General features: G+C 55.2%; 9 protein-coding genes, 1 tRNA gene and 1 pseudogene. 9 read left to right on the top strand and 2 right to left on the bottom strand.

Features of this window, described 5'->3' with window-relative positions; genetic code table 11:
• The 9 genes and pseudogenes from hemW to KHU33_RS14185 form a co-directional block, all read left to right on the top strand.
• On the top strand, nt 1-1,217 hold a 1,217-nt coding region (hemW, locus tag KHU33_RS14220; protein WP_211463988.1), incomplete at its 5' end, for a radical SAM family heme chaperone HemW.
• 92 nt (nt 1,218-1,309) lie between these two features.
• A tRNA-Ser gene (locus KHU33_RS14215) sits at nt 1,310-1,399 on the top strand.
• 788 nt (nt 1,400-2,187) lie between these two features.
• The gene (locus KHU33_RS14210) at nt 2,188-3,408 is read left to right on the top strand and encodes a glycosyltransferase family 4 protein (protein ID WP_211463986.1); all 1,221 of its coding nucleotides are present in this window, start codon (nt 2,188-2,190) and stop codon (nt 3,406-3,408) included.
• A 176-nt stretch (nt 3,409-3,584) separates the two neighbouring features.
• Nucleotides 3,585-5,735, top strand: coding sequence for a peptidase domain-containing ABC transporter (locus KHU33_RS14205; protein WP_230414267.1), 2,151 nt, complete (start codon nt 3,585-3,587; stop codon nt 5,733-5,735).
• A gap of 308 nt (nt 5,736-6,043) precedes the next feature.
• Nucleotides 6,044-6,583 carry a hypothetical protein gene (locus KHU33_RS14200; protein WP_211463984.1) on the top strand — a complete coding sequence of 180 codons (540 nt, stop codon included), beginning with the start codon at nt 6,044-6,046 and terminating at the stop codon, nt 6,581-6,583.
• A gap of 41 nt (nt 6,584-6,624) precedes the next feature.
• Nucleotides 6,625-7,080: pseudogene (locus KHU33_RS26875) on the top strand (lipase family protein); the annotation flags it as partial.
• Nucleotides 7,081-7,503: 423 nt separating this feature from the next.
• A complete protein-coding gene (locus KHU33_RS14195) occupies nt 7,504-17,337 on the top strand; it encodes a beta strand repeat-containing protein (protein ID WP_230414266.1) in 9,834 nt (3,277 codons plus the stop codon).
• Nucleotides 17,338-17,376: 39 nt separating this feature from the next.
• Nucleotides 17,377-18,750 carry an HlyD family type I secretion periplasmic adaptor subunit gene (locus KHU33_RS14190; RefSeq protein WP_211463981.1) on the top strand — a complete coding sequence of 458 codons (1,374 nt, stop codon included), beginning with the start codon at nt 17,377-17,379 and terminating at the stop codon, nt 18,748-18,750.
• A complete protein-coding gene (locus KHU33_RS14185) occupies nt 18,747-20,111 on the top strand; it encodes a TolC family outer membrane protein (RefSeq protein WP_211463978.1) in 1,365 nt (454 codons plus the stop codon). Before KHU33_RS14190 ends, KHU33_RS14185 begins: the two co-directional genes overlap by 4 nt.
• Before the next feature lie 517 nt (nt 20,112-20,628).
• On the opposite strand, the gene prpE is transcribed toward KHU33_RS14185, so the two are convergent.
• Both prpE and KHU33_RS14175 read right to left on the bottom strand, forming a co-directional pair.
• On the bottom strand, nt 20,629-22,590 hold the full coding sequence (gene prpE / locus KHU33_RS14180; RefSeq protein ID WP_211463976.1) for a propionate--CoA ligase: 1,962 nt from the start codon (nt 22,588-22,590) through the stop codon (nt 20,629-20,631).
• Between the two features lie 21 nt (nt 22,591-22,611).
• Nucleotides 22,612-23,901 (bottom strand): MSMEG_0569 family flavin-dependent oxidoreductase, encoded by a 1,290-nt coding sequence (locus KHU33_RS14175; RefSeq protein ID WP_211463974.1) that lies wholly within the window; start codon nt 23,899-23,901, stop codon nt 22,612-22,614.
• Nucleotides 23,902-23,913: the final 12 nt, after the last annotated feature.

Here is a 23,913-nt window from a genome sequence, read left to right as displayed (position 1 = left end):
AAAGCCAGGCCGCCGACCAGCCATCCGCTGCCGCCCAAGCGGCGCTGGCGTATCTGCAACCAGGCGCGCTCAGCCTGAGCGCCTTGCCGCCGCTGTCGCTGTACATCCATTTCCCGTGGTGCGTAAAGAAATGTCCTTATTGCGATTTCAATTCGCATGAAGCCAAGGGCGGTTTTCCTGAAGAGGAATACCTGGCCGCCTTGCGCCTCGATCTGGAAGCGGCGCTGCCGCTGATCTGGGGCCGCAAGATCTATACGATCTTTATCGGCGGCGGCACGCCCAGCCTGATGTCGGCGGCCGGACTGGATCGTTTGATGTCGGATGTGCGTTCCTTATTGCCGCTGGACGGCGCTGCGGAAATCACGATGGAAGCCAATCCAGGCACCTTCGAAGTGGAAAAGTTCAAGTCTTACCGCAACAGCGGCATCAATCGCCTGTCGATAGGAATTCAAAGTTTCAATGGCCGCCATCTGCAGGCGCTGGGCCGGATTCACGACGACGGCGAAGCGCGCCGCGCGGTCGAGATCGCGCATGCGACTTTCGATAATTTCAATCTCGACCTGATGTACGCCTTGCCCTCGCAAACGCTGGCAGAGGCGCAACAGGATGTAGCCACCGCCATCGGTTTTGCGCCGCCGCACCTATCGCTCTACCACCTGACGCTGGAGCCGAATACCTATTTCGCAAAATATCCGCCGGTAGTGCCCGACGACGACGCCAGCGCCGAAATGCAAGACATGATCAGCGCCCATACCAGCGCTGCCGGCTACGGCCATTACGAAGTATCGGCCTATGCCCAGGCCGGACGGCAGGCGCGGCACAATTTGAATTACTGGCAATTCGGCGACTATCTCGGCATCGGCGCCGGCGCGCACTCCAAGCTGTCGTTCCCGCATCGCGTGATCCGTCAGATGCGCTACAAGCAACCCAAGGCCTATCTGGAACATAGCCGGCTGGGCAATGTGGTGCAGGAAGAAGTGGAAATCGGCCGCAACGACCTGGGCTTCGAATTCATGCTGAATGCATTGCGCCTGAATAATGGTTTCGAGGTGAATCTGTTCAGTGAGCGCACCGGGCTGGCCGTCAATGCGATAGAAAAATCCTTGAACCAGGCCGAAGCCAAGGGGTTGCTATATCGCGATCACAAAATCATCCGGCCGACCGCGCTTGGGCAGCGTTTTTTGAATGATTTGCAGCAGATGTTCCTGCTGGATTGAGTCGTTTGCCGGCTTTTCCCGGCAGAATTCCAATAAAAAGCGCCGCCAGCATCGTTAAATTCTTGCAAATTGGGTATAATGGCGGCCTTCCCGGAAGGTTGGCAGAGCGGTTGAATGCACCAGTCTTGAAAACTGGCGAGGTGTTAAAGCCTTCGTGAGTTCGAATCTCACACCTTCCGCCAGATATTTTCACTAACCCCTTGATGTTTAAGGGGTTTTTGTTTTTCTGGATGTTCTGGTATGCCATTCGGTATGCCATCTATGTTTGGCTCAGATTGAACGGTATTGGCATCGTGTGGACGGTGGTAGGTCAACGGAATCACAGTGCCGCACGATATACAACTGAGCGATATCCGATGAAAATAAGAAGGTGTTCAGATCGTATGAAACGTTACGTAGCGTTGGCCAAGAAAATGATATAGATTTTTTGACTGCGGAATCGTAGAGGGAAACGAATGCTCGGCTCGGCAGTTTCAGAGCGCAGGTATCGGGCTGGCTTAACAACCATCCTCGGCGGTCGTGACTTACGACGGTAGCCTTTAATCATTTCCTCAAGGACGAAGTGTGCTACTTGAGCGCTTTCTGACTTTAATGCCCCAGTCTCAAGCCATGCACCAGTAAGCCATAGTCCATAACTTGCCACCTCATCGTTAGAGTTGCTAGCCTGCCGACTCATTTTTTCCGAAGAAACTTGTAACCCTCGTCCCACCTCCGCTTGCATATCTGTTGTGCATAGCCATCTTGCGCGCCAATGAGGAATGATTGTTGCTGCAGGGAAATCCCTACAACCTTTTAGGGATTGGCTGATTGATATTTAATTCAGATTTTCAGATCATTGACGAAGTAATAAAACGTACTTACGTTCTTCAAAAGCGACGGAAATCGGTGCATTGGCGTCTCGTCTGAATAGTTGGCAAGCAATCTCGCATTACAACAAAGAGTTAGACGAGAACTCAATCCCGCGGCGCACATGAAAATTCTCTTCGTTCACCAAAATTTCCCTGGCCAATATCTCCATCTTGCCTGTCACCTGGCGTCCGTTCCAGGAAACGAGATCGTCTTTATTACCCAGCGCCAGGACGCATCGATTCCGGGTGTGAAGAAGATTGTCTATAGGCCTCAAAGGGTTGTGACCCCAGGGATCCATCATTATCTGCGCGAGACCGAGGCCGGCATACTGAATGGGCAGGAAGTGGCGCGGGTTGCGATGGAATTGAAGCATTCCGGCTTCGTGCCGGACATCATGCTTGGCCACAACGGCTGGGGAGAAATCTGGTATCTGAAAGATGTCTTTCCGAATACGCCGTTATTAGGTTATTTCGAATTTTTCTATAAGGAGCAGGGCGCTGACGTCGGCTTTGATCCGAATGATCCTTCCACGCCGGACAGGCCGCCGCGTTTGCGGACGAAAAACCTCGGCAATCTGCTGGCGTTGGAATCGGTCGACTGGGGGCAATGTCCGACGCTGTGGCAACGGTCCGTCTATCCGCTACGCTATCAGTCGATCATCAGTGTCATCCACGAGGGAATCGATACCCAACTGGTTAGGCCGAACGATAACGCCAGTTTTAGCATTCCAGGCACCGAGATCGTCTTGCAACAGGGTGACGAAGTGGTCACTTATGTTGCGCGCAACCTGGAGCCCTATCGTGGTTTTCCGAGTTTCATGCGCAGTCTTCCTGCCATTTTGGATCGTCGTCCAAACGCCCATGTCGTGATTGTCGGCGGTGATGAAACCAGCTATGGGCCAGGTTTAGCTGACGGCTTGACCTTTCGGCAGCGTTTGCTGAACGAGCTGGGAGATGCGATCGATCTCAGCCGCGTGCACTTTCTTGGCAAAGTGCCGTATTCGTCCTTTCTCGCGATCCTGCAGATATCGCGCGTCCACGTTTATCTCACTTTTCCGTTCGTGTTGTCGTGGTCGATGCTGGAAGCCATGTCCACGGGGTGTCTTGTCGTCGGTTCCAGAACGGCCCCGGTAGAAGAAGTGATTCGAGACGGCGAAAACGGCATTCTCGTCGATTTTTTTTCACCAGGCGAGATTTCACAGCGCGTTGTCGAAGCACTGGAAGACGCTCGCGCGCATGCACAAATCAGACACAACGCCCGCCGCACCATTGTCGACAGATTCGATCTGCGGACAATTTGCTTGCCGGCACAGTTGGGCCTGATTGAAAAACTGGTTTTGTAGACGTCCCAAAACGAGTTATCTCACTCTTCTATATCGATTCTTTTTGTAGTTAACGCAGCCTTTTTAAGCCAATAATGCGCCGTCGAATATTAAAGCTGCTCTCCACAAGTCTTGCTTCAGAGCGCAAACAATCTGCTTTGACTCATGCGTTTTCGGTTCAAGATGTCACTTGGGCGATGGGGAGTTTCTGCGCGCTGAACGGCAAGCCATTCGACAGCGATCTATTGCAGCAGCAGTTTCCACCCCCTTACAGTGCCGACTCAATGGTGCACGCCGGACGTGCCTTAGGTTTCAAGATCAAGCGCAAGGACTGCGATAGCAAGGCGTTAGCTGCGTTGCATCTGCCATGCCTGGTCGTCATGCGTACTCAAGAAGGCGGCAATCCGCTTCCCGATGCGTCGGCACAAGCGGCCAACGATGCCGGCGTCGAACCTGCACCCAGAACCAGTCGTCCTGCCATCATCGTGCAAATCAATGACGATAACGTCATCCTATTCGACGCCGGCAGCAACACGCCCAAAACCTTGACGCAGGCTGAGTTCGCGGCGTCCTATGCCGGCACCGTGTTCCAGCTCGCGCTGAATGCCAAAACAATCACGGACCCGGACGGCGCGCAAGCCGATCAGAGCAAATTCGGTTTCAGCTGGTTTATCCCAGAACTTTTAAAACATCGCCGCGTATGGCGCGACGTTCTGATTGCCTCGCTGATCATCCAGTTGCTGGCGCTCGGTACGCCATTGTTTACGCAAGTCGTCATCGACAAAGTGGTAGTGCATCGCACAGAAAGCACCCTGATTGTCATCGCCATCGGTCTGGCTGTCTTCATGCTGTTCTCGGCGTTGCTGTCGTGGGTCCGTCAGTATCTGGTTCTGCACACCGGCAACCGGGTCGACGCCGTCCTGGGCAGTGCCGTCTTCGATCATCTCTTCAAACTGCCGCCGCGCTACTTCGAGCATCGCCCGACGGGTGTCATCGCTGCGCGCCTGCATGGGGTGGAAAGCATTCGTGAATTTGTCGCCAGCGCAGCCGTGTCGCTGATTCTCGATTTGCCGTTCTTGCTGATCTTCGTCGGCATCATGTTCTATTACAACGTCACGTTGACCCTGGTTGCCTTGTCCCTGATCGGCGCCATCGTCGTGCTTAGCTTAATCATGGCGCCGGTTTTCCGCGGTCGTCTCAACCATCAATTTTTGCTGGGTGCGCGTAATCAGGCATTCATTACCGAATATGTATCCGGACTGGAAACCGTCAAGAGCCTGCAGATGGAGCCGCAACTGTCGGCGCGCTACGGCGACTATCTGGCCGACTACCTGCAGGCGGGTTTCAGGATGAAGCAAATTGCCAACACCTATAACGTGGTTGCCAACGGCATCGAGCAACTGATGTCGCTGATGATCCTGGTTGTCGGCGCCTATACCGTGATGCACAACGGCGATTTCACGATCGGTATGCTGATCGCTTTTCAGATGTTCGCAGGCAGAGTCTCGCAACCGATGTTGCGCATCGTCGGTTTGTGGCAGCAGTTTCAAACGGCGAATATGTCGGTGCAACGGCTGGGGGACATCATGAACGCGCCGAAAGAACCGTATTCGATCCTGCCCAGTCGCCTGCGCGAGAGCAAGGGTAGCATCGAGATCGACAATCTGAGTTTTCGGTATGGCGAGAATCTGCCGTATCTGTACCAGAATTTTGGCTTGACGGTTACGCCAGGTAAGGTGATTGCAATCATGGGTCCCTCAGGTTCCGGTAAAAGTACGCTGACCAAGCTGTTACAAGGCTTCTACGTTCCATCCGAAGGCCAGATCAAGCTCGATGGCAACGATATCCGCTATCTCTCGGCGAACGAATTGCGCCACTATTTTGGCGTCGTGCCGCAAGAGACCGTCCTGTTCTCCGGCTCCATCTACGACAACCTGTTGATGGCCAATCCGCATGCAACCTTCGACCAGGTTGTCCATGCCTGCCGCATGGCGGAGATTCACGACACTATCGAGCGTCTCCCGCAGGGCTACCAGACCGAGATCGGTGAACGTGGCGTCGGATTATCCGGCGGTCAAAAGCAGCGGATGGCGATTGCCAGAGCCTTGCTCAAGCAACCGAAAATTTTGGTATTCGATGAGGCGACCAGCAGTCTCGATTCAGCGACTGCCGAACATTTTGCGGGCACCATCAATCAATTGAAGGGCAAGGTGACGATGCTGTTCATCACCCATGCGTTGCCGAAGAGTTTGCTGGTGGATGAGGTGGTGCGGATCGGATCGATGACGCTGACTGCAGTTAATTCGCATGTCGAGCTTCACGGAGTGGGAAGCAAATCTCCAACTTGAGTATTCACCAAAAATTGAATTTGCATTTGCATTTGAAATGAGAAAACAACGTAATTCCTGCAAGGTTAACGACTCCATTTTGAGACTATTTATGAGAACGAATTTCACCAGAAATGGAACAAGGAAAATCATTTCCTTGATTGAGTCAATTTTTATTTTTTGGTTTTTTGCGCCAATCGCCATTTTTTCTTGCGCAGACGAAATGGCTAAAAATACCTATCTGCCCCATCCAGAAGAGTGAATAAGATTATTAGGCGGTGTATTAGCGCTTGCCCTAGCGTGATCAAAATTACTAAAGGAATTAAATCGTGATAAAAAAACTTGTCCAACTGATTGTGATTGTCGGATGCATGATGAATCTAAGCGCCTGTTCTCAAATTATCGTTACATGGCAAGAAGAGGTGAAACTCAATGACGGCCGAATTATCGTCGTCGAACAGAAAAAACGTTCTGACGGCAGAATTGCGCGAGAGGCGTGGCTCACAATCAATCTACCGGAATTTTCCGCAAAGCCATTGGTGTGGCATGAAAATCTGGATCCTTTAATCTTGAATGTGAATGAGGGACGACTCTATGTTGTTGGAATTCCTCCTACTGTGCGAGAAGCCAGGCTTTATGGAAATCCCACCCCGCCTTACATTGGTTTTCTGTGGGAGAGAGACAGTTGGAAACGAATACCGTTCGAGCAGATTCCTGAAGCGATTTACGCAACGAATATGCTGATTGAAAGCTTTCCTCCAAAAGACACGACACTTTTGACGCTGGCAAAAAAGAAAAGTGTCGAAGTAAACGGTGATCCGACTCTCCCTAAATACTTCAAACGAATTGATCCGACATTCGTTTACTAAGTAAATTAAATAATACTAGCGCCTTAATATTAGGATGGAACATGTCATCAACAACTATATCACCAGCAATATATGCAATTCTGTCAGCCGCAGCCTATAACGATAACCGGGGTGTATCTAACAGAATTGCAAATAGAAATCTGCCATCAGGCTGGATGCAGGTAACGAATGTTCCAGCTCCCTCTGATACGTCGAATAATGCACTGAGCAGTGGGTTTTCTGCATCCGCATATCAAAACGGAAGCGATATCGTCATTGCTTTCGAGGGAACGGATTTTCTTATCGGATCGAACAATGGGCAAACAGCCGCGGATGCACTGGCAGATATTGGGCTGGGTTCAGGTTTCGGTTCATCGCAATTGATCTTGGCCGCGCTCTATTATGAGCGGGTCAAAGCCGCTAATCCCGGCGCTCATATTACTTTCACCGGCCATTCACTTGGCGCTGGTCTCGCTTCCATTTTGTCGGTATGGTTCGACGTGCAATCAACGATATTTGCTGATGCACCGTTCATGGCTACTGCGATGAATCCAATAGTCGCAGCTGCTACGGCGACAGCGCTGGCGGCAAATGGCTACGTAGATCCCAAATTGGTGAGTTTTATTCCTTTACTTGGGAATGGGGTGAGTTTGGCTCGCCAATCAGATGTCACGGCTTATTACGTTAAAGGTGAGGTGCTGAATCAAAAATTTGGAGGGATCCTCGGTAACTCACTCTTTGTCGTCGGCAAAAACAATCAAATTACAGTCGGCGGTGGTGATGCCGTTGGATCAGTGAATTTGCATTCTATCGTTTTGCACGCGCTTCTTGAAATCAGTAATCAATTACGATTGGATACGCTGCAATTACCGACGTTGTTGTCGGCGCTATTTGATAAAACGCTTTACGCGCGAGCCCTGGAAGGTAGGCCTGCCGATTTTATGACAGAGTTGTTGAACGCGCAAAGTCCGCTGATAGGCACGGCCAACCCTGCGTCCGGTCCTCTGACCTTGTTTGCGGAGGATATGGCAAAGCTCGGGAAAAATGGTGTCGTGCAATCCAGTCCGATTGACAATGCGGTGATATCGGCGGCGATCGAAGATTACTACTGGGTTCTTCCTCCATCCGGTGTCGCAGGCGCCACTTATCAAGCGTTTTTCAACAGCGTCGATGGCGGCGTCAGTTTCAATTTAGGCGATATTGCTGCGCATGATAGCGGCGTCCAGTTGGGTAGGCAGCGGCTTGTCACTGCAGCCGATCAACTCATCTGGAACAATGACGCCATGGCGGAAGCTATTGTCGCCTCCTCCAATAACTGGTTCGTCCAGGCTGGTAGTGGAGGCATGAGTGCTTCCGGTGGCTTTGGCGGTGACTATGTCATGATCGGCGGTGCCTCAGGGAATATGCTTGTCGGTGGCAATGGCAGTAATGTGTTGATCGCTGGCTCTGGAAACGACACTCTGAAGGGGGGCAAAGGTACTAATTACCTGCAAGCCGGTTTCGCAAATGATTGGTTGTATGGTCAAGGTATTAACGACAAGTTCGAATTTACCGGTATCAGCTCTAGTACGGATTACATTGTTGACATTGGTGGTAAGGGCACAGTGTGGGTTGGAAACACACAACTCATCGGGGCGGTCGACGCGACTTCCAGTTTTACCTGGACCGCCAGCGATGGCACTACGTATATATATGCCCCAGATAGTGCCGGAAATCCGTTACAAGGAGCCGGTACTCTCACAGCAGGTAGCGGCGCAATAGGCGGAACAGGCAGGGTCGTTTTCGAGCACTTTGATCTCAATAAAGCGGAAACGGATTTGACTGGGTTCCTCGGTATTCATTTTCGGGAGCAGTCTGCAGTTGTTGCTGGCACCGGTAGCGATCCATTCGCGTCGGGCAACTACGCTCCGACCAACGCCGCCGTCGCGGCGCAAGGAGACGTGCAAGGGTTGACAATCTACGCCTCGGCAATCAGCGATCAGGCTCAAACAATTACCTTGGCCTTGGCAGGCGGCAACGGTTCGCAGTTTGCCGTCAACACTGGGGCTGATCTTCTCTCATTCAGTAATGGCACCGTCACATTGACCATCCCCGCTGGCGCTGACAGTGTCACGGTCGGCTTGGTCTATACCGGCGATCCCACGCAGAGTCAATCGGTGCAACTGACATCGACCCTGGTGGGCGCGGCCAATTCGAACGGCAATCCTCTCGTCAGCAACGCGCTCGGGGTTACCTTCAACGCCGGGCCAGCACCTGCGATCCCCACCAACGCCATCACCGGCATCGTCCACCCCGATAACCCTTCTGTTAAGGTGTACACAGGCGATGGCGGCGACGACCTGATCACCACCGGCAGCGGACAGAACTCCATTATCGGGGGCGGCGGAAGCGACAGCATCGTGGGAGGTTCCGGCAACGATACGGTTCGTACGGGCGATGGCAACAGCACGATCGGCGGCGGCGGTGGACAAGATATCATCCTGGTCGGCAATGGCAGCAACCAAATTTATGCCGGATCTGCCGTTTCTCTCAGTACCGCAATGAGCCAGTCCCGCGCCGCAACCGCCAGCAATCAAAAAGGTATTTTCATCGGCGTAGGCAATGGCAACAACACGATTGTAGGCGGTACTGGTAACGACGCCATTTTTGTAGGAACGGGCAACAATACGATTGTTGCCGGGCCGGGGTCGGTGACGGTCGTAGGCGGAGTCGAAACGAGCGGAGTACAACCGGACTGGTCTACCACACCAAGCTCGACTGCAAACTCGTTGGGTGTAGTATTTCACGACGTCTCTTATGCGGCGGCGCCTTTCAATGCCCCCGCCGGTTACGACGGCTCTATGGTGGCCTCTGCGCCCCCCGGAACCGGAAATGACACCATCTTCGGCGGCACCGGGGACAGTGTCTTCATCCTGTCGAATGGAGACAATTATGTGGATGCCGGCGGCGGCAACGACCAAATCTGGGCCGGCGTAGGTAGCAACACGATATTCGGTGGAGCTGGCAACGACACCATTGCCGGCGGCGGCGGTAGCATCTATATCGATGCCGAGTCGGGCAATGATCTCATTGTTGCCGATGGTGGCAACGCCACCGTGTTTGGCGGGACCGGTAACGACTCGATCTTTAGTGGCGACAACACGGATAACTGGGCTACGTCGACGACCACGAATAACAGTTATCTGGAAGCCGGCAGCGGCAACACAGCGCTATTTGGCACGGGCGGCAAGGACACTTTGATCGGCGGCAGCGGCACCGACAGCCTGATCGGCGGAGCCGGAACAGAGTATCTGAAAGCCGGCAGCGGCAATACCTTGATGGATGGCGGCGCCGGGCAAGATACCCTGTTAGGAGGGGCGGGTAACGATGTCCTGAATGCCGGCGACGGCAGCACTTATGCACAAGCCGGCAGCGGCGCTACCACGATAACCGGTGGCGCCGGTAGTGACACCCTGGTGGCCGGCAGCGGCAAGGATTCGATTACTGCGGGATCGGGCAATACCACCATCATCGGCGGCAGCGGCGTCGACACCATTGTCGGCGGGACAGGCAACAATTCGATAGACGCCGGCGATGGCGGCGATACCAGTGGCGCGACCATGGTGACCGCCGGCAGCGGCAACACGACAGTGCACGGCGGCGCCGGCGTCGACGAAATATTCGGCGGGTCGGGCGCCAACATTCTCTATGCAGGCGATGGCGGTACTGCCGGTGGCGCTACCACCGTGATCGCCGGTACCGGCAACACGACAGTCCACGGTGGCGCCGGCATCGACCTGCTATTCGGCGGAGCGGGTACAGACATTCTCTACGCGGGTGACGGTGGCACCGCGGAGCACGCCACATCGGTGACAGGCGGCAGCGGTAGCGACACATTGGTGGCGGGCGCCGGCACGGATCTGTTTTTCGGCGGCGCCGGTAGCGCAACCTATGTCATCAATGGCGACAGCGGCAATACCACTATCGTCAATAGCGCAGCCAGCGACACGCTGCAATTCGGGGCGGGGGTTAGCATCGCGGATATCACGGCCAACGCCTCGACATCGTCAAGCGGCAATGCGGTGACGCTCACGCTGAATCAGGGCGGCTCCGTTACTTTCGATCAAGGTGCGCTGAGCCAGGCAACTTTTGCGGACGGCACGGTCGCGACGGTCGCGCAGTTGCTTTCGCCCGCTTTTGCGATTGGTAATACCACCTATGCCGCGGTCAATGACGTTCTGGGCAAAGTTAAAAGGAAGCGACCGCCAACGCAATATCTGACCTTGACGGGAACCGCGGATATCAGCGGCGCCGGCAATAACGTCAACGACGTCATTGCCGCCAATGCCGGTAATGACACGCTGATCGCCGGGAGCGCCAACGACACGCTGATCGGAGGCGGCGCCTCGGAGGTATATGTGGTGAGCGCTGCCGCCGGCACCGTCACCACCATTAACCACAGCAGCAACGCCGATACGCTGAGTTTTAAGGCCGGCGTCAGCCAGGCAAATCTCACGGTCAGTACGGCGGCAGCCGCCGACGGCTCGCTGATTGCGACCCTTAAAAACAGCAAGGGCGGCGCAGTCGTCATAGACGGCAGCCGCAATGGCGACATGCTGGACCGGATCGGTTTTGTTGACGGTAGCAGCGCCTCGCTGGGAGAAATGCTGGCGCAACTGAGCGTCGGCCCGACAGCGGCGACCTCCGCCGTGAACGTCACGCTGGCGTCCGGCATCCAGAATATGACGTTGACCGGCACCGCCAATCTCTCCGCCACCGGCAATGCGCGAGACGATGTCATTACCGCCAACACAGGACACGACACGCTGATTGCCGGCACTGGCAACGACACCCTGAATGGCAGTGGCGGGATCGCGAACTATGTAGTCAACGCCGGCGACGGCAATGTCGTCATCCGCAATAGCGGTAGCGCGGACACGCTGACATTTGGGGCCGGGATCAGCAAAAGCAATCTCGTCACGAGCAGTGCGGTGGTAGGCGGCGTCACGGTTGTTACCATCGCCGACAATGCGGGCGGCTCGGTAACGGTACAGGGCGGCGGCTTGAATAAGGTAAGTTTTGCGGACGGCAGCACGGTGAGCTTGACGCAATTGCTGTCGCCCTCCTATTCCGATGGCAAGACCGGCTATTCGACAGTCAGCACCACAGCTGGCGCCGGCATCGTCACGCTCAACATGACCGGCAGCGCCGACGTGACCGCCGCAGCCAATGCGCTGAACGACACGATTCAAGCCAACAGCGGCAACGACACCTTGATCGCCGGCAGCGGCAACGATACGCTCATCGGAGGCGGCGCCTCCGACACCTATGTCATCGCCGCGGGTACCCAAGTCACGACCATCGAACACAGCGGCACCGCCGATAAGCTCCGTGTTGGAAATGGGGTTAGCCTAGCCAATCTTAGTGCCACGGCAGCCAAGGCTGCCGACGGTTCGAGCATCATCACGATTCGCAACAGCCTGGGCGGCTCGGTGGCGATCGATGCCAGCGCCAACGGCCCGCTTGACCAGATCGGTTTTGCCAACGGCGGCACCGCTTCCCTCAGCGCCTTGCTGGCGCAAGCCACCACCGGCATCACTGCGGCCACCTCGGCGGTGGATGTGACCCTGGGCCAAGGGATTCAGAACATGATCCTGACCGGCAAGTCAAACCTGACGGCTACCGGCAACGATGTGGACGATGTCATTACCGCCAACAGCGGCAACGACACCTTGATCGCAGGCAGTGGCAATGACACGCTCAAAGGCGGTGGCGGTACGGCCACCTACGCCGTTAACGCAGGGAATATCGGCAACGTTGTCACGATCAGCAACAGCGGCAGCGCCGATACGCTGGCGTTCGGCACCGGTATAGCGCTCTCCAGCGTCATAGCCAGCTCGGCGGTGGTCAATGGCGAGACGGTGGTTACCCTTCAAGTGAACGGCGGCAGCACCGTGGCAATTGATAATCCGGCGTTTTCTAAAGTGGCATTTGCCAACGGCATTACGACGACGCTGGCAGCGCTGTTGAAGCAGTCCGCGCCTGTGGTCACGGCCGACACCACGCTGGGCAATAGCGGCGGCACGATTCGGACCAGCCAGATATCGGGCGCCACGGATACCGCAGTCTTCAACGCGGACGGCAGGATGCTGAGCGACACCACGCTCATTGGCGACCGCTCCACGGGAACATACACCCAGACCACGGTGCTGTATAACCTGAATGGAACGATCACCACATCGGTCATTTCCGCAAATAAGGGGAGTGGCAGCATCGCCGTCGACAAGGGAACGCCGGTGGCTTTCTCCACGGGACAAACGCCCAGCGTCAATGCCGCCGGTGACATTGTCATCACCGCGCCTGACACGGCTTCGGACAACCTGGGTGGCACCCGGAAGACCATTTATTTGAGCAACGGTACCGAAACGATCGTTAGCAATGCCAATGGCGACATACTCACCGAGATAATGCCCGGGGCCGGGATGGATGCAAACGGAAATAAGGTGCCGGCAATCATTGTCGGCAATATTCTAAGTAATGCGGATACTGCTGTATGGCTTACGGACGTCTCCTTACTGACGCAAAGCAGCGACAGCACAACGGTGACAACATCCGCTCAGGCTTACACCACGACAGTCAGCCAGGCCGGTGGCTCAAAGGTGAGCTTGCTGACGAAGGCAGACGGGAGTGCCGTGTATTCCGGATCTAATGGCGCGGGAAAAACCTGGATTGATACCTTTAACGCCGATGGCACGATCATCTTGCAGACGTTAAACAACGGGATTCTCAGTTCGAATGAACAATTAGCCACAGATGGGACAGAGGTTACTACGAGTTACTACGCGAACGGCACCACTAAAGATGTGCTCACTGCCCATCTTCTCGACGACGTATTTGACCACAGTGATTATTATCAGGACGGATCGATTGATGGTGTTTATCATACAAATGCTGACGGCTCGTATACGGATACGGTGTATTCCGACAACGGTCCTGTCAGTTTCACCAACGTTACCAATGCTGACGGTTCAAGTCGTGAAGCCTGGTACGACGCAAAGGGCACCCTTACGTCGACGGATATTATCGCTGCAAACGGGACTGGTACAACGACGTATTACAACCCCGATGGCAGCGTCTCTGGAAGTACCCCAGATCCTCAATGGGTGGTCCACCTCCGCCTAGAGTCTCCTCCTCCTAGACCTACGCTCCAGCAAATGCCGTCAACGACCACAGTTTTAGCGAATGGACTCAGTACCACGACGAATTATTATCTCAGCAGCTCTATCTCCAGCGTGGTCACTACCGGACCGGACGGTACGGTTACCCATGACAGGTATACCCCCAACGGCATGCTATCCAAAGAACTGGTCACCTATTCCGATGGATCGACCAGCAACACAAGCTATTACGCCAACGGCAATAAGACGAGCACCACAGTGCGTTCGGCCGGTTCGGTTCGGACAAGCAATTACGATGGTCTCGGCACTTTGGTCGGCGACAGTTGGCAAAAACCCGATGGCACGTCCGGTGTCGACACTTTTCATCCAGGCGGTTCCAGCAGCGGTTGGTCTTCCTATCCCAATGGAAACTATAGCGCTTACACCAATGACGGGCTGGGCAAGATCGTCACTACAAACTACACGCCGGGATCTGACGGCATCATAACAGTCCCGGTGCTGTCGTCGACTAATGGCGTCCTGGCGGCCAATATTGAGAATGTTACCTTGATCGGTTCGTTTGACCTCGCGGTGACTGGGAATAGCCTCAATGACACCATCACTGGAAATGCCGGCAACGACACTTTGCATGCAGGAACGGGCAACGATATATTGCGGGCCGGAACCGGCAAAGACACGCTGATTAGCGGTTCCGGTAGCGATACCTTATTCGGCGGCAGCGGCAGCACCACCTATGTGGTCAATGCTGGCGACGGCAAGACGACGATTGCGCAAAGTGGGAAGGCTGATACGCTGAATTTCGGCGCCGGCATTACCGCTGGCAGCATCACGGCGAATTCCCAGGTTGTGAATGGTGCAACGGTGTTGACGTTGACGATGGATGGCGGCAATGTAGTGACGATAACCAACCCGGCTTTTAGCCAGGTTGATTTTGCCGATGGCAGCACAACGACCCTCAGCGCGTTGCTGGCGCATACCGCTGCCTCGATGACGTCGGCGACCAGCATCGTCATGCCTGCCGGAAAAACCAACCTGACCTTGACCGGAAGCGCCAGCATCAGCGGCACCGGCAATAACCTTGCTGACGTCATCTCCGCCAACAGCGGTAACGATACGTTGATCGCCGGCAGCGGTCTGGCCACGCTCATAGGCGGCAGCGGTAACGATACCTTCGTCATCGACAACCCTGGCGACGTGATTGTCGAAGCTGCCAACACAGGCAAAAATACCGAGCAGACCTCGGTGTCCACGACGCTAGCGGCGCATGTGCAAAACCTGACCGGCATCGGTAGCGCCGCGTTAACGCTGGCCGGCAATAACCTCGCCAATGTTATTACGGCCAACAGCGGTGCCGATACGCTGATAGCCGGCAGCGGCATAGCCACCCTGATAGGCGGTAGCGGCAACGATACTTTCGTCATCGACAATGCAAGCGATGTCATTACCAAGAGCGCCAACACTGGCAATAACACCGAACAAACGTCGGTGTCCGCGACGCTAGCGGCGCATGTGCAAAACCTGACGGGCATCGGTAGCGGCGCCTTAGCGCTGACCGGCAATAATCTCGCCAATGTGATTACCGCCAACAACGGCGACGATACGCTGGTGGCCGGCAGCGGTGTTGCGACATTGGTGGGCGGCAGCGGCAACGATCTCTTCATCGTCAACAATGCTAGTGACGTCATCAACGCGCAAGTCGGCGGTGTCAATGCGGTGCAATCTTCAAACAGTTACACGCTCGGTATCAATCAGCAAAACTTGACTGGCACAGGTACCGGCAATCTCGTCTTGACCGGCAATGGCCTGGTCAACGCCATTACCGGTAATCACGGTAACGACACACTGATAGCCGGTAGTGGCGTTGCCACGCTGATCGGCAACAGTGGCAACGACACGTTCGTGGTGGACAACATCGGTGACACAGTGTCCGAACTTGGCTCGACCGGCCGCAGCACAGTCTTGACGTCAGTTAACTATTATGTGTTGCCCGCCAATATTCAAAACCTCACTGGCACTGGTAGTGCAAACCTGATATTGATCGGCAATTATCTTAACGACGTGATTACTGGTAATACTGGCGCCGATACTCTGGTTGCCGGTGCTGGCAACGACACGTTGATTTCCGGTTCCGGCAATGACACGTTGGTCGCCGGCAGCGGACAAAACACTCTGATCGGCGGTGCCGGCGGCGATACCTTTTCTGGAAATGCGGGTACCGCCGCCGCCGGGGCTACAACCTATGTCGTCAATGCCGGTGACGGTGACATTCGCATCAACAATAGCGCCAGCAACGACGTACTGGAATTCGGCTCGGGCATTACTTCAAGCAGCATCAACGCCAGTTCTACTGGAACAGGTAGTGCCACCGTTGTGACGCTCACGATCAGCGGTGGCAAGTCGGTGGTGATCAATAGTCCGGCATTTACGCGGGTCAGCTTTGCGGATGGGACAACTGCCACGCTGGCGACGTTGTTGGCACAGAGTTTGACCGCGGTTGCCTCCGCAGTCAGCATCGTTATGCCGGCAACAGTCACAAAGCTGACCTTGACCGGTACTGCCAGCATCAGCGGCACTGGTAATAGTCTCGCCGACACCATTATCGCCAACAGTGGCAACGATACCTTGATTGCCGGTTCTGGCGTCGCCACCCTGGTCGGTGGGGCAGGCAATGACACCTTTGTGGTCAACAATGCTGCAGACGTGATTCAAGCCAAATCCACAGGCACTAACAGCAATGCGGTATTGACCTCGGTGAGTTATGTATTACCGGCCAATGTACAGAGCATCACTGGTACAGGAACCGGAATGTTGACGTTGACGGGTAATACGCTAGATGACGTGATCACCGCTAATAGCGGAAGCGATAGCCTGATAGGCGGCAGCGGCACCAGTATTCTTGAAGGCGGGGCAGGCAATGATCATCTCACCGAAGCCAGCGGCAATGGCGTTCTGTTGGGCGGCGCCGGCACGGACGTCATTACCGGCGGAACGGGACATAACTTTATCGTTGGTGGGACTGGCAACGACACGCTGACAACGGGCAGTGGCAGCAATATCATCGCGTTCAACAAAGGCGATGGGCAAGACGTCGTCACCGCAGCGGCCGGCACCAACAACACCATTTCTCTGGGCGGCAATTTTGCTTATGCGGATTTGAACTTGCAGAAGAGCGGCAACAATCTGATCCTGAACATGGGAACAACCGAGCACATCACTTTGCAGAATTGGTACGCCGGCAGTAACAAGGTGACCAATCTGCAGGTGATTGATGCAGCGATGTCCGATTTCAAGCATGGCTCGACGGACGCATTACGCAATAGCAATGTGGAAAACTTCAATTTCCAGGCGCTGGTGACATCCTTCAATCAAGCGTTGGCTGCCAATCCAAAGCTAAGCAGCTGGGCATTGACTAACGCTTTGCTGACTGACCATCTGAGCAGTAGCGATACAACTGCTTTAGGGGGCGACTTGGCGTATAGCTATGGGACGCGCGGCAGCCTCACCGGCATGAATGTCGCAACCGCACAAAGCGAGCTATCCAGCGCGCAGTTTGCTACGGCCGCTCAGACTTTGCATCCATGGGGGAGTGTCAGCGGTGGAGCGGCTCAGATCCGATGACGTGCTTATGTTTAGGATGTCAAGGTCGGGGTCAAGCTGATGAACGATAGGAAATCTCCGCTATCGCCAGAGGCCCTCGACTTCGCGCCAGGGTTGTTGGCCATTCAGGAAAGTCCGCCGGCACGGCTGCCGCGTACCGTCATGTACATGGTGATCGTCCTGTGTACCATCCTGATGCTCTGGTCCATTTTCGGCAAGCTGGATATTGTGGCCAGCGCCGAGGGCAAGTTGGTGCCGCAAAGCTATGTCAAGATTGTGCAGCCCGCCGATGGCGGGATCATTCAAGACATCCTGGTGAAGGAAGGGCAAGCGGTGGCTGCGGGCCAGGTTCTGATCCGTATGGATGCGAAAGAAGCGCGGGCGGACGAAACCAGTCTGCAGACCCAGCTCGTCATGCGCTCGCTTCAATTGCGCAGGATCGATGCGGAATTAGCTGGATCGCAGTTGGTAAAAAGGGCTGATGATCCCGTTGACCTGTATACCCAGGTAGCTGCGCAATACAGCGAGCGTAGGCGCGCCTATACTGACGCACTCGGCGGTGCGCAGGAGATGCTCAAGAAAAGTCAGCGCGACTACGATGCGGGCAAAGAGGTGCTCGCAAAATTGCGTGAAATAACGCCGCTCCTCAAGCAGCAGTCCGACGCCTACAGCGACATGGGCAAGGACGGCTACGCGCCGCTCGTCACCGTGCGGGACAAGCAGCGGGAATACCTTGAAAAACTAAACGATTTGCGTGCCCAGGAATCAACCTTGGCCAGTCTGGCAGCAGCGGTTGATGCTGCCAGCAGACAGGTGGCGCAGGTGACCTCCAAATATCGTAGCGATTTGCAAAACGAAGAGATCGAGGCACAGGGGCAATATCGCAAGCTGCAGCAAGACAGCATCAAGCAAGAACATAAAACCGGCTTGTTGGAATTGAAAGCGCCGCAGGCCGGCACCATCAAGGATCTCGCTACCCATACCATCGGCACTGTCGTGACGCCTGGGACGGTCTTACTCTCTCTGGTGCCGGAAAACGAACCGCTAATCGCCGAAGTCATGGTCAGCAACGACGATGTGGGTTTCGTTTATCCGAATCAAAAAGTCAAACTGAAGCTTGCGGCTTATCCATTTCAGAAATACGGCATGCTCGATGGCGAAATATTGACGATCGGCGCCGATGCCAATGAAGGGCAAAGCCAGCCGCAGGATTCTGGCAGAGATCCCTCCGCAAAGAATAAAACCAACGTGACGACAACCTACAAAGCCTTGCTGTCCTTAGGCAGCCAAGCGCTGGATGCGCAAGGAAAAAAATACAAACTGGTGCCTGGCATGCAAGTGACGGCGGAAATTAGCGAGGGACGCCGCACGGTGATGCAATATCTATTGTCGCCAGTACAAAAGGCGTTACAGGAAAGTGGCCGTGAACGATGATGGTTTTGTCAGGAAGAAGAAGGTCATTTTATGTTCGTGCCTGTTATACGGTTCTCGCTGCCAGTACGTTGTCGGCTCCCGCTTACGCCGTCGATATCATCGACGCCTATCGATTGGCGCAACGCGGCGATCCTGTCTTTGAGTCCGCACGTTATGCGCTGGAAAGCGCGCAACAAAAGATTCCGCAAGCACGCGCAGGATTGCTGCCGGCAGCCAATGTTGTGGGGAACAAGGGATATACGCGTGCCGATACGCGCTTCACTGGCGAGGATCCCGTTGATCGCCATATGAAGTCGTGGGCGTGGAATTTGCAGTTAACGCAGCCGCTGGTCCATGCGGGGAATCTCTATGCCTATCGCGAATCGGAACTGCTCGTGGAACAAGCTGCTGCGCAGTATGCAAAAGCAGAGCAGGACATGCTGTTGCGGGTTGCTGAAGCGTATTTCGGCGTGCTCGTCGCGCAGGAAGCAATTGCGGCGGCCGATGCGCAGATCAATGCCCTGAACGAACAGCTCGGCCAAGTGAAACGCGGCTACGCACTCGGTACGCATTCCGTGACCGATATCGATGAAACCAAATCCCGCCTGGGTTCGGCAAGGTCGCAAAAGGTAACGGCGCTGAACGATCTCGACAGCAAGCGGGCCGACCTGGAGAAGGTGACAGGGCAGGAACTGGATCATCTTGCCGTATTAGGCGCTGCGGTCACGCTGCCAGAGCCGCTTCCGATGGACGCGCGATCCTGGATGGAGCACGCCCGTACAGGCAATGCCACCGTACGAGCACAAACTGCGGCGCTGGCAGCCGCCAAAGTGGATATCAAGAAAAATCGCTCGGATTATCTGCCGACGATTGATCTGACCAGTTCATACGGCAGCAACTATGCCTCGAACAGCCTGACAACACCGAACGATTATGCGACGCGGGCAAAGTCGCTTCAGATTGGCTTGCAAGTCAATATTCCGCTCTATTCCGGTGGAATGACCAATGCGAGAGTCAGCGAAGCCGTCGCCAACGCAGGCAAGGCACGCGCCGATTTAGAGGCGGCAAGCCGCCAGGCCGCCACCGATGCGCAACAGGCGTTTGCCGGTGTAGTGAATGGCGTGGCACAGATTGAAGCGTTGAATTCCGCAGTCGAGTCAGGCGAAAGCGCAGTCAAAGGCAACCGTGCTGGATATCACCTCGGAATTCGGATCAATCTTGATGTGCTCAATGCCGAACAGCAGCTCTACGCAGCTAAAAAGAATCTGGCAAAAGCCCGCTATGACACTTTATTGCAAGGACTTAAATTGAAAGCGGCCGCGGGTAGCTTAGAGGAAGCTGATTTACTGGGTATCAATGATTTGCTTGTGCGCGAACGGTAACCAGCTGATTGTTGCAAACGATGAGCATCGGAAGAGGTGGAGCTAGTAACGAATTTGAGTTAATAAGTGCGGCGACCGATGGCCGGATGGCGATGGAATTTCAGTTCGATGGTGTATGTCTACGACTTTGACTCCACCTCTGAGCAGATATTGAGTGATTTACTCGTCGTCATCGAGAAAAAGGGGCGGTGAAAAACGTCACTGTGCGCTTGCATTGCTTACACGAACAGTTCGATTCCGATGTCTCGCCGGTGGAGGAAATTCCGCAAGCTAAGCATCAAGCCGAAACGGATTTTGATGAGTTATTTGTTAGGTGATTAAAAATTATTCAATCAAGTAAAAAAATATTGTGTTCACTGATCATGTGTCCGAGGCAGGGGCACTCGGACACCCGTCTTTAAACGTTTGGGAGGCCAACGACCAATATACTGTTATATATAAGAGGGGTATGAATACCCCTGTCTGACTAGGTATTCAAGCATATTCAATCTTGGAAAAAAAAGCAAAAACGTGCCAATCATGGAGATGACTCTTCTAACATAAGCTGTTGCTTCTCCTTTGCATGAAACGCGCTCGAAAGATCGGTAATAATCAGTTGCAAGTCAGGCGCATCCAAGTCTTGTATGGATTTTGCTGCAATGACGTCCTGTATCACGCGCCGCAGTATCTTGCCCGATCGCGTACGCGGCAAGCTGTTGACGAACAAGATGCGTTTTGGTCTGGCGAGCGTGCCGAGCGAGTTGTCAACCGCGTCAATCAGACGTCGCTCCACCGCTTTGCTATCGTTCTGCATCGCGTGTCTGTGCAATACGACGAAGGCTACGGGAACCTGGCCGCGTAGGATGTGGGACGTGCCAACCACTGCGACTTCTGCCACGGCTTCGTCTTCGAGTAGTATTTCTTCGATTTCACGCGTGCCAATACGCTTGCCTGCGGCGTTGATGACGTCGTCGGCGCGTCCAAGCAGGTAGATGTAGCCATCTTTGTCTGCGACTGCCCAGTCGAACGTGGAATAACGCCAGGCGCCGTCTTGTAAAGACCAATAGATACGACGATAGTCTGCGTCTTTGCCCCATAAGGTAGTCAGGCAGCCGGGAGGTAAGACACCTTCTGCGACGAGCAACCCTTTCTTTCCCATCGGACATGGGATGCCAGTCTCTTCGTCGACGACGGCGAGCCGGTAGCCTGCAGCCGCTAAACCGGGAGAGCCATGGCGACGCGGCAATGCGGTCACTGGCAGTTTGTCGTCGGCGCCGCGCTGATGGCCTGTCGGCGGCAAACCTATCATCGGCGAACCGGTTTCGGTTTGCCAATAATGGTCGACGACCGGAACGCCAAGTGCTTTCTCGATACTGTGTGCGGTAGCTTCATCCAGGGGCTCGCCGGCTAGAAACAGGGCTCTTAGTGATGCGAGTCTGGTCGGTTCGGTATCCGGCTGGCCAAAGCCATGGCGTTTCAGCAAGCGCATGGCTGTCGCGGATGACAGCATCAGGTTGACCTGATATGTCTTCACCAGTCGCCACCAGATGCCGGGATCGGGACGCACCGGCGATCCTTCCATCAATACACTAGTCATGCCTGCCAGCAGAGGACCGTAGAGTCCGTAGCTGTGGCCGACGACCCAGCCGAGATCCGACGTGGTGAACATGACGTTGCCTGGCTTTGCCTGGAACAGTAATTCCATTGAGGTTGCCAGCGATACGGCATGTCCGCCGGTGTCGCGCTGCACGCCTTTGGGCTTTCCGGTGGTGCCGGAGGTATAGAGGATGTATGAAGGGGCTTCGGAGGGCAACCAGGTACAAGGAACTTCGGCATCGAGTTCTCGCACACGTTCGATGTCGTACCTGAAGTCGCGTTCCGGTTTCATGTCGCAAGGCGACAAGTCGCGATCGATCAGCAGTAACCGGGACGGTGCATGAACCGCTTTATCCAGCGCGGCATCCATCAGCTGCTTGTAGTTAATCAGTTGGCCGCTCTGGAAGCCGGCATCGGCACAGATCACCAGCGCAGGTTGTGCATCGTCGATACGCACCGCCAGGCTGGCGGCGGCAAAGCCGCCGAACACGACCGAATGAATCGCGCCGATGCGCGCGCAGGCGAGCATCGCGATTGCTGCCTCCGCGATCATCGGCAGGTAAATCAAGACACGATCGCCTTGCCGCACGCCCATGTTCAGAAGCACCGACGCCATGATATTGACCTCGCGATGCAGTTGCCGATACGTCAGCGTGCGCTCGCTGTTTGTTTCCGTAGATACAAAAATCAGTGCCGGCTGGTCTTCCCGGTCCCGCAGATGCCGGTCCACCGCGTTGTGGCAGAGATTGGTCAAGCCGCCGCAGAACCACTTTGGCGACGGCGGGTCGCTATCATCCAGTACGGAAGAAAAATTTCGCTGCCAGTCGATGCGGCGCGCCTGTTCCCGCCAGAACGAGTTGGGGTTGTCGGTCGATTGCTGCAGCAGTGTTTGGTAATCGGACATGATCAAATCGAGGGTAAAAAATCAAGCGGCCTGCGACATCGTCTGCGCCGATTTCACGGTGCGACGCGACAAGATATGATCCAACAGATATTCGGCGTCGCGGGCAATACCGGAGAAGCGCCCCGATCCCCAGGTGTATTGCCACGGCAGGCCGAGGAAGTACAGGCCGGGAGCACTGGTGACTCCACGGTCATGGCCCGGGTAGCCGCGGCCATCGAAGATCGCTTCATTGATCCAGCTGAAGTCGGTGCGGAATCCCACACACCAGATCACTGCAGAAACATTGTTCTTTTGCAGGTCGAGGCTGTCCGGGATGTCTGCAGGCGGCTGCCATATCGGTACATAGCGCGTCTCAACGGGTGCCTCGATATCGTTGGCGTCGATGAATTTGTCGATGCTGTCCTTGATGCTTTCCGAGACCGCATCGGCGCCATCCAAATAACTTGCTAGGCCGGACCCGAACGAGGCGACGTTGTTGCTGAGACCTTCGAACCGGCCATAGAGCTGCATGCCTTCCAGGGCAAATTTGCGCAAATCGATGTCGCGTCCGCCGTCGCGGCCGGTGACGTAGTGATTGGTCTTTTCTCGCACGCCGGTGCCGAGCGGATGCTTTTCCACCGGCAAGTCGTAGTATTTCATCTTGTCGAGCCATTCGACCACGTCTTTGCCGCGATACGTGCGCGCCACACGGGGTGCATCGCCGACGCACAGATGCACGCGGCGACCGGCCAGATGCAGGTCCTCGGCGATCTGACAGCCGGACTGACCGGTGCCTACCACCAGCACTTCGCCCTCAGGCAGCGATTCGGGATTGAGATATTCGCTGGAGTGGATCTGCACAATATCAGCGGATAGCTTTTCCGCCACACGCGGCACGATCGGCAAGTGATAGCCGCCGACCGCCACCACGACCTGGTCTGCCGAGTAGTCGCCTTGCGTGGTCTCCACGACATAGACGCCGGTCGCATCGCGATGCAGCCGGGTGACTACGGAACCTTCCTGTACCGGCGGTTGAAAGCTGGCTACGAAGCGGTCAAGATAGGCAACGATATCGTCCTTCTTCATGAAACCGTAGGGATCGTCGCCATCATAGGGAAAGCCCGGCAAGGTGCATTGCCAGTTCGGCGTCACCAGGCAAAAGGTATCCCAGCGTTCGTTGCGCCAGGCGTGGCCGATACGGTTTTTTTCCAGCACCAGATGATCGATACCTTCTTTTTTGAGGTAATAGCTGATCGACAGTCCGGCCTGGCCGCCGCCGATGACGAGTACGGGGTAGTGATTGTCGGCGGTCTTCTTCTCTGCGAGGTTCATGGCGATTCCTTT

It is taken from the genome of Collimonas silvisoli (assembly GCF_018305005.1).
Lineage (GTDB): Bacteria > Pseudomonadota > Gammaproteobacteria > Burkholderiales > Burkholderiaceae_D > Collimonas > Collimonas silvisoli.
The sequence above is the reverse complement of the archived record's forward strand: the minus strand, read 5'-3'. Positions and strand labels throughout refer to the sequence as shown.

Excerpts from the sequence above, each read along its gene's own strand:
- KHU33_RS14195 (WP_230414266.1), top strand. The coding sequence starts at position 7,504 with ATGACAGAGTTGTTGAACGCGCAAAGTCCGCTGATAGGCACGGCCAAC.
- KHU33_RS14205 (WP_230414267.1), top strand. The coding sequence starts at position 3,585 with ATGGGGAGTTTCTGCGCGCTGAACGGCAAGCCATTCGACAGCGATCTA.
- prpE (WP_211463976.1), bottom strand. The coding sequence starts at position 22,590 with ATGTCCGATTACCAAACACTGCTGCAGCAATCGACCGACAACCCCAAC.
- KHU33_RS14190 (WP_211463981.1), top strand. The coding sequence starts at position 17,377 with ATGAACGATAGGAAATCTCCGCTATCGCCAGAGGCCCTCGACTTCGCG.
- KHU33_RS14210 (WP_211463986.1), top strand. The coding sequence starts at position 2,188 with ATGAAAATTCTCTTCGTTCACCAAAATTTCCCTGGCCAATATCTCCAT.
- KHU33_RS14185 (WP_211463978.1), top strand. The coding sequence starts at position 18,747 with ATGATGGTTTTGTCAGGAAGAAGAAGGTCATTTTATGTTCGTGCCTGT.
- KHU33_RS14175 (WP_211463974.1), bottom strand. The coding sequence starts at position 23,901 with ATGAACCTCGCAGAGAAGAAGACCGCCGACAATCACTACCCCGTACTC.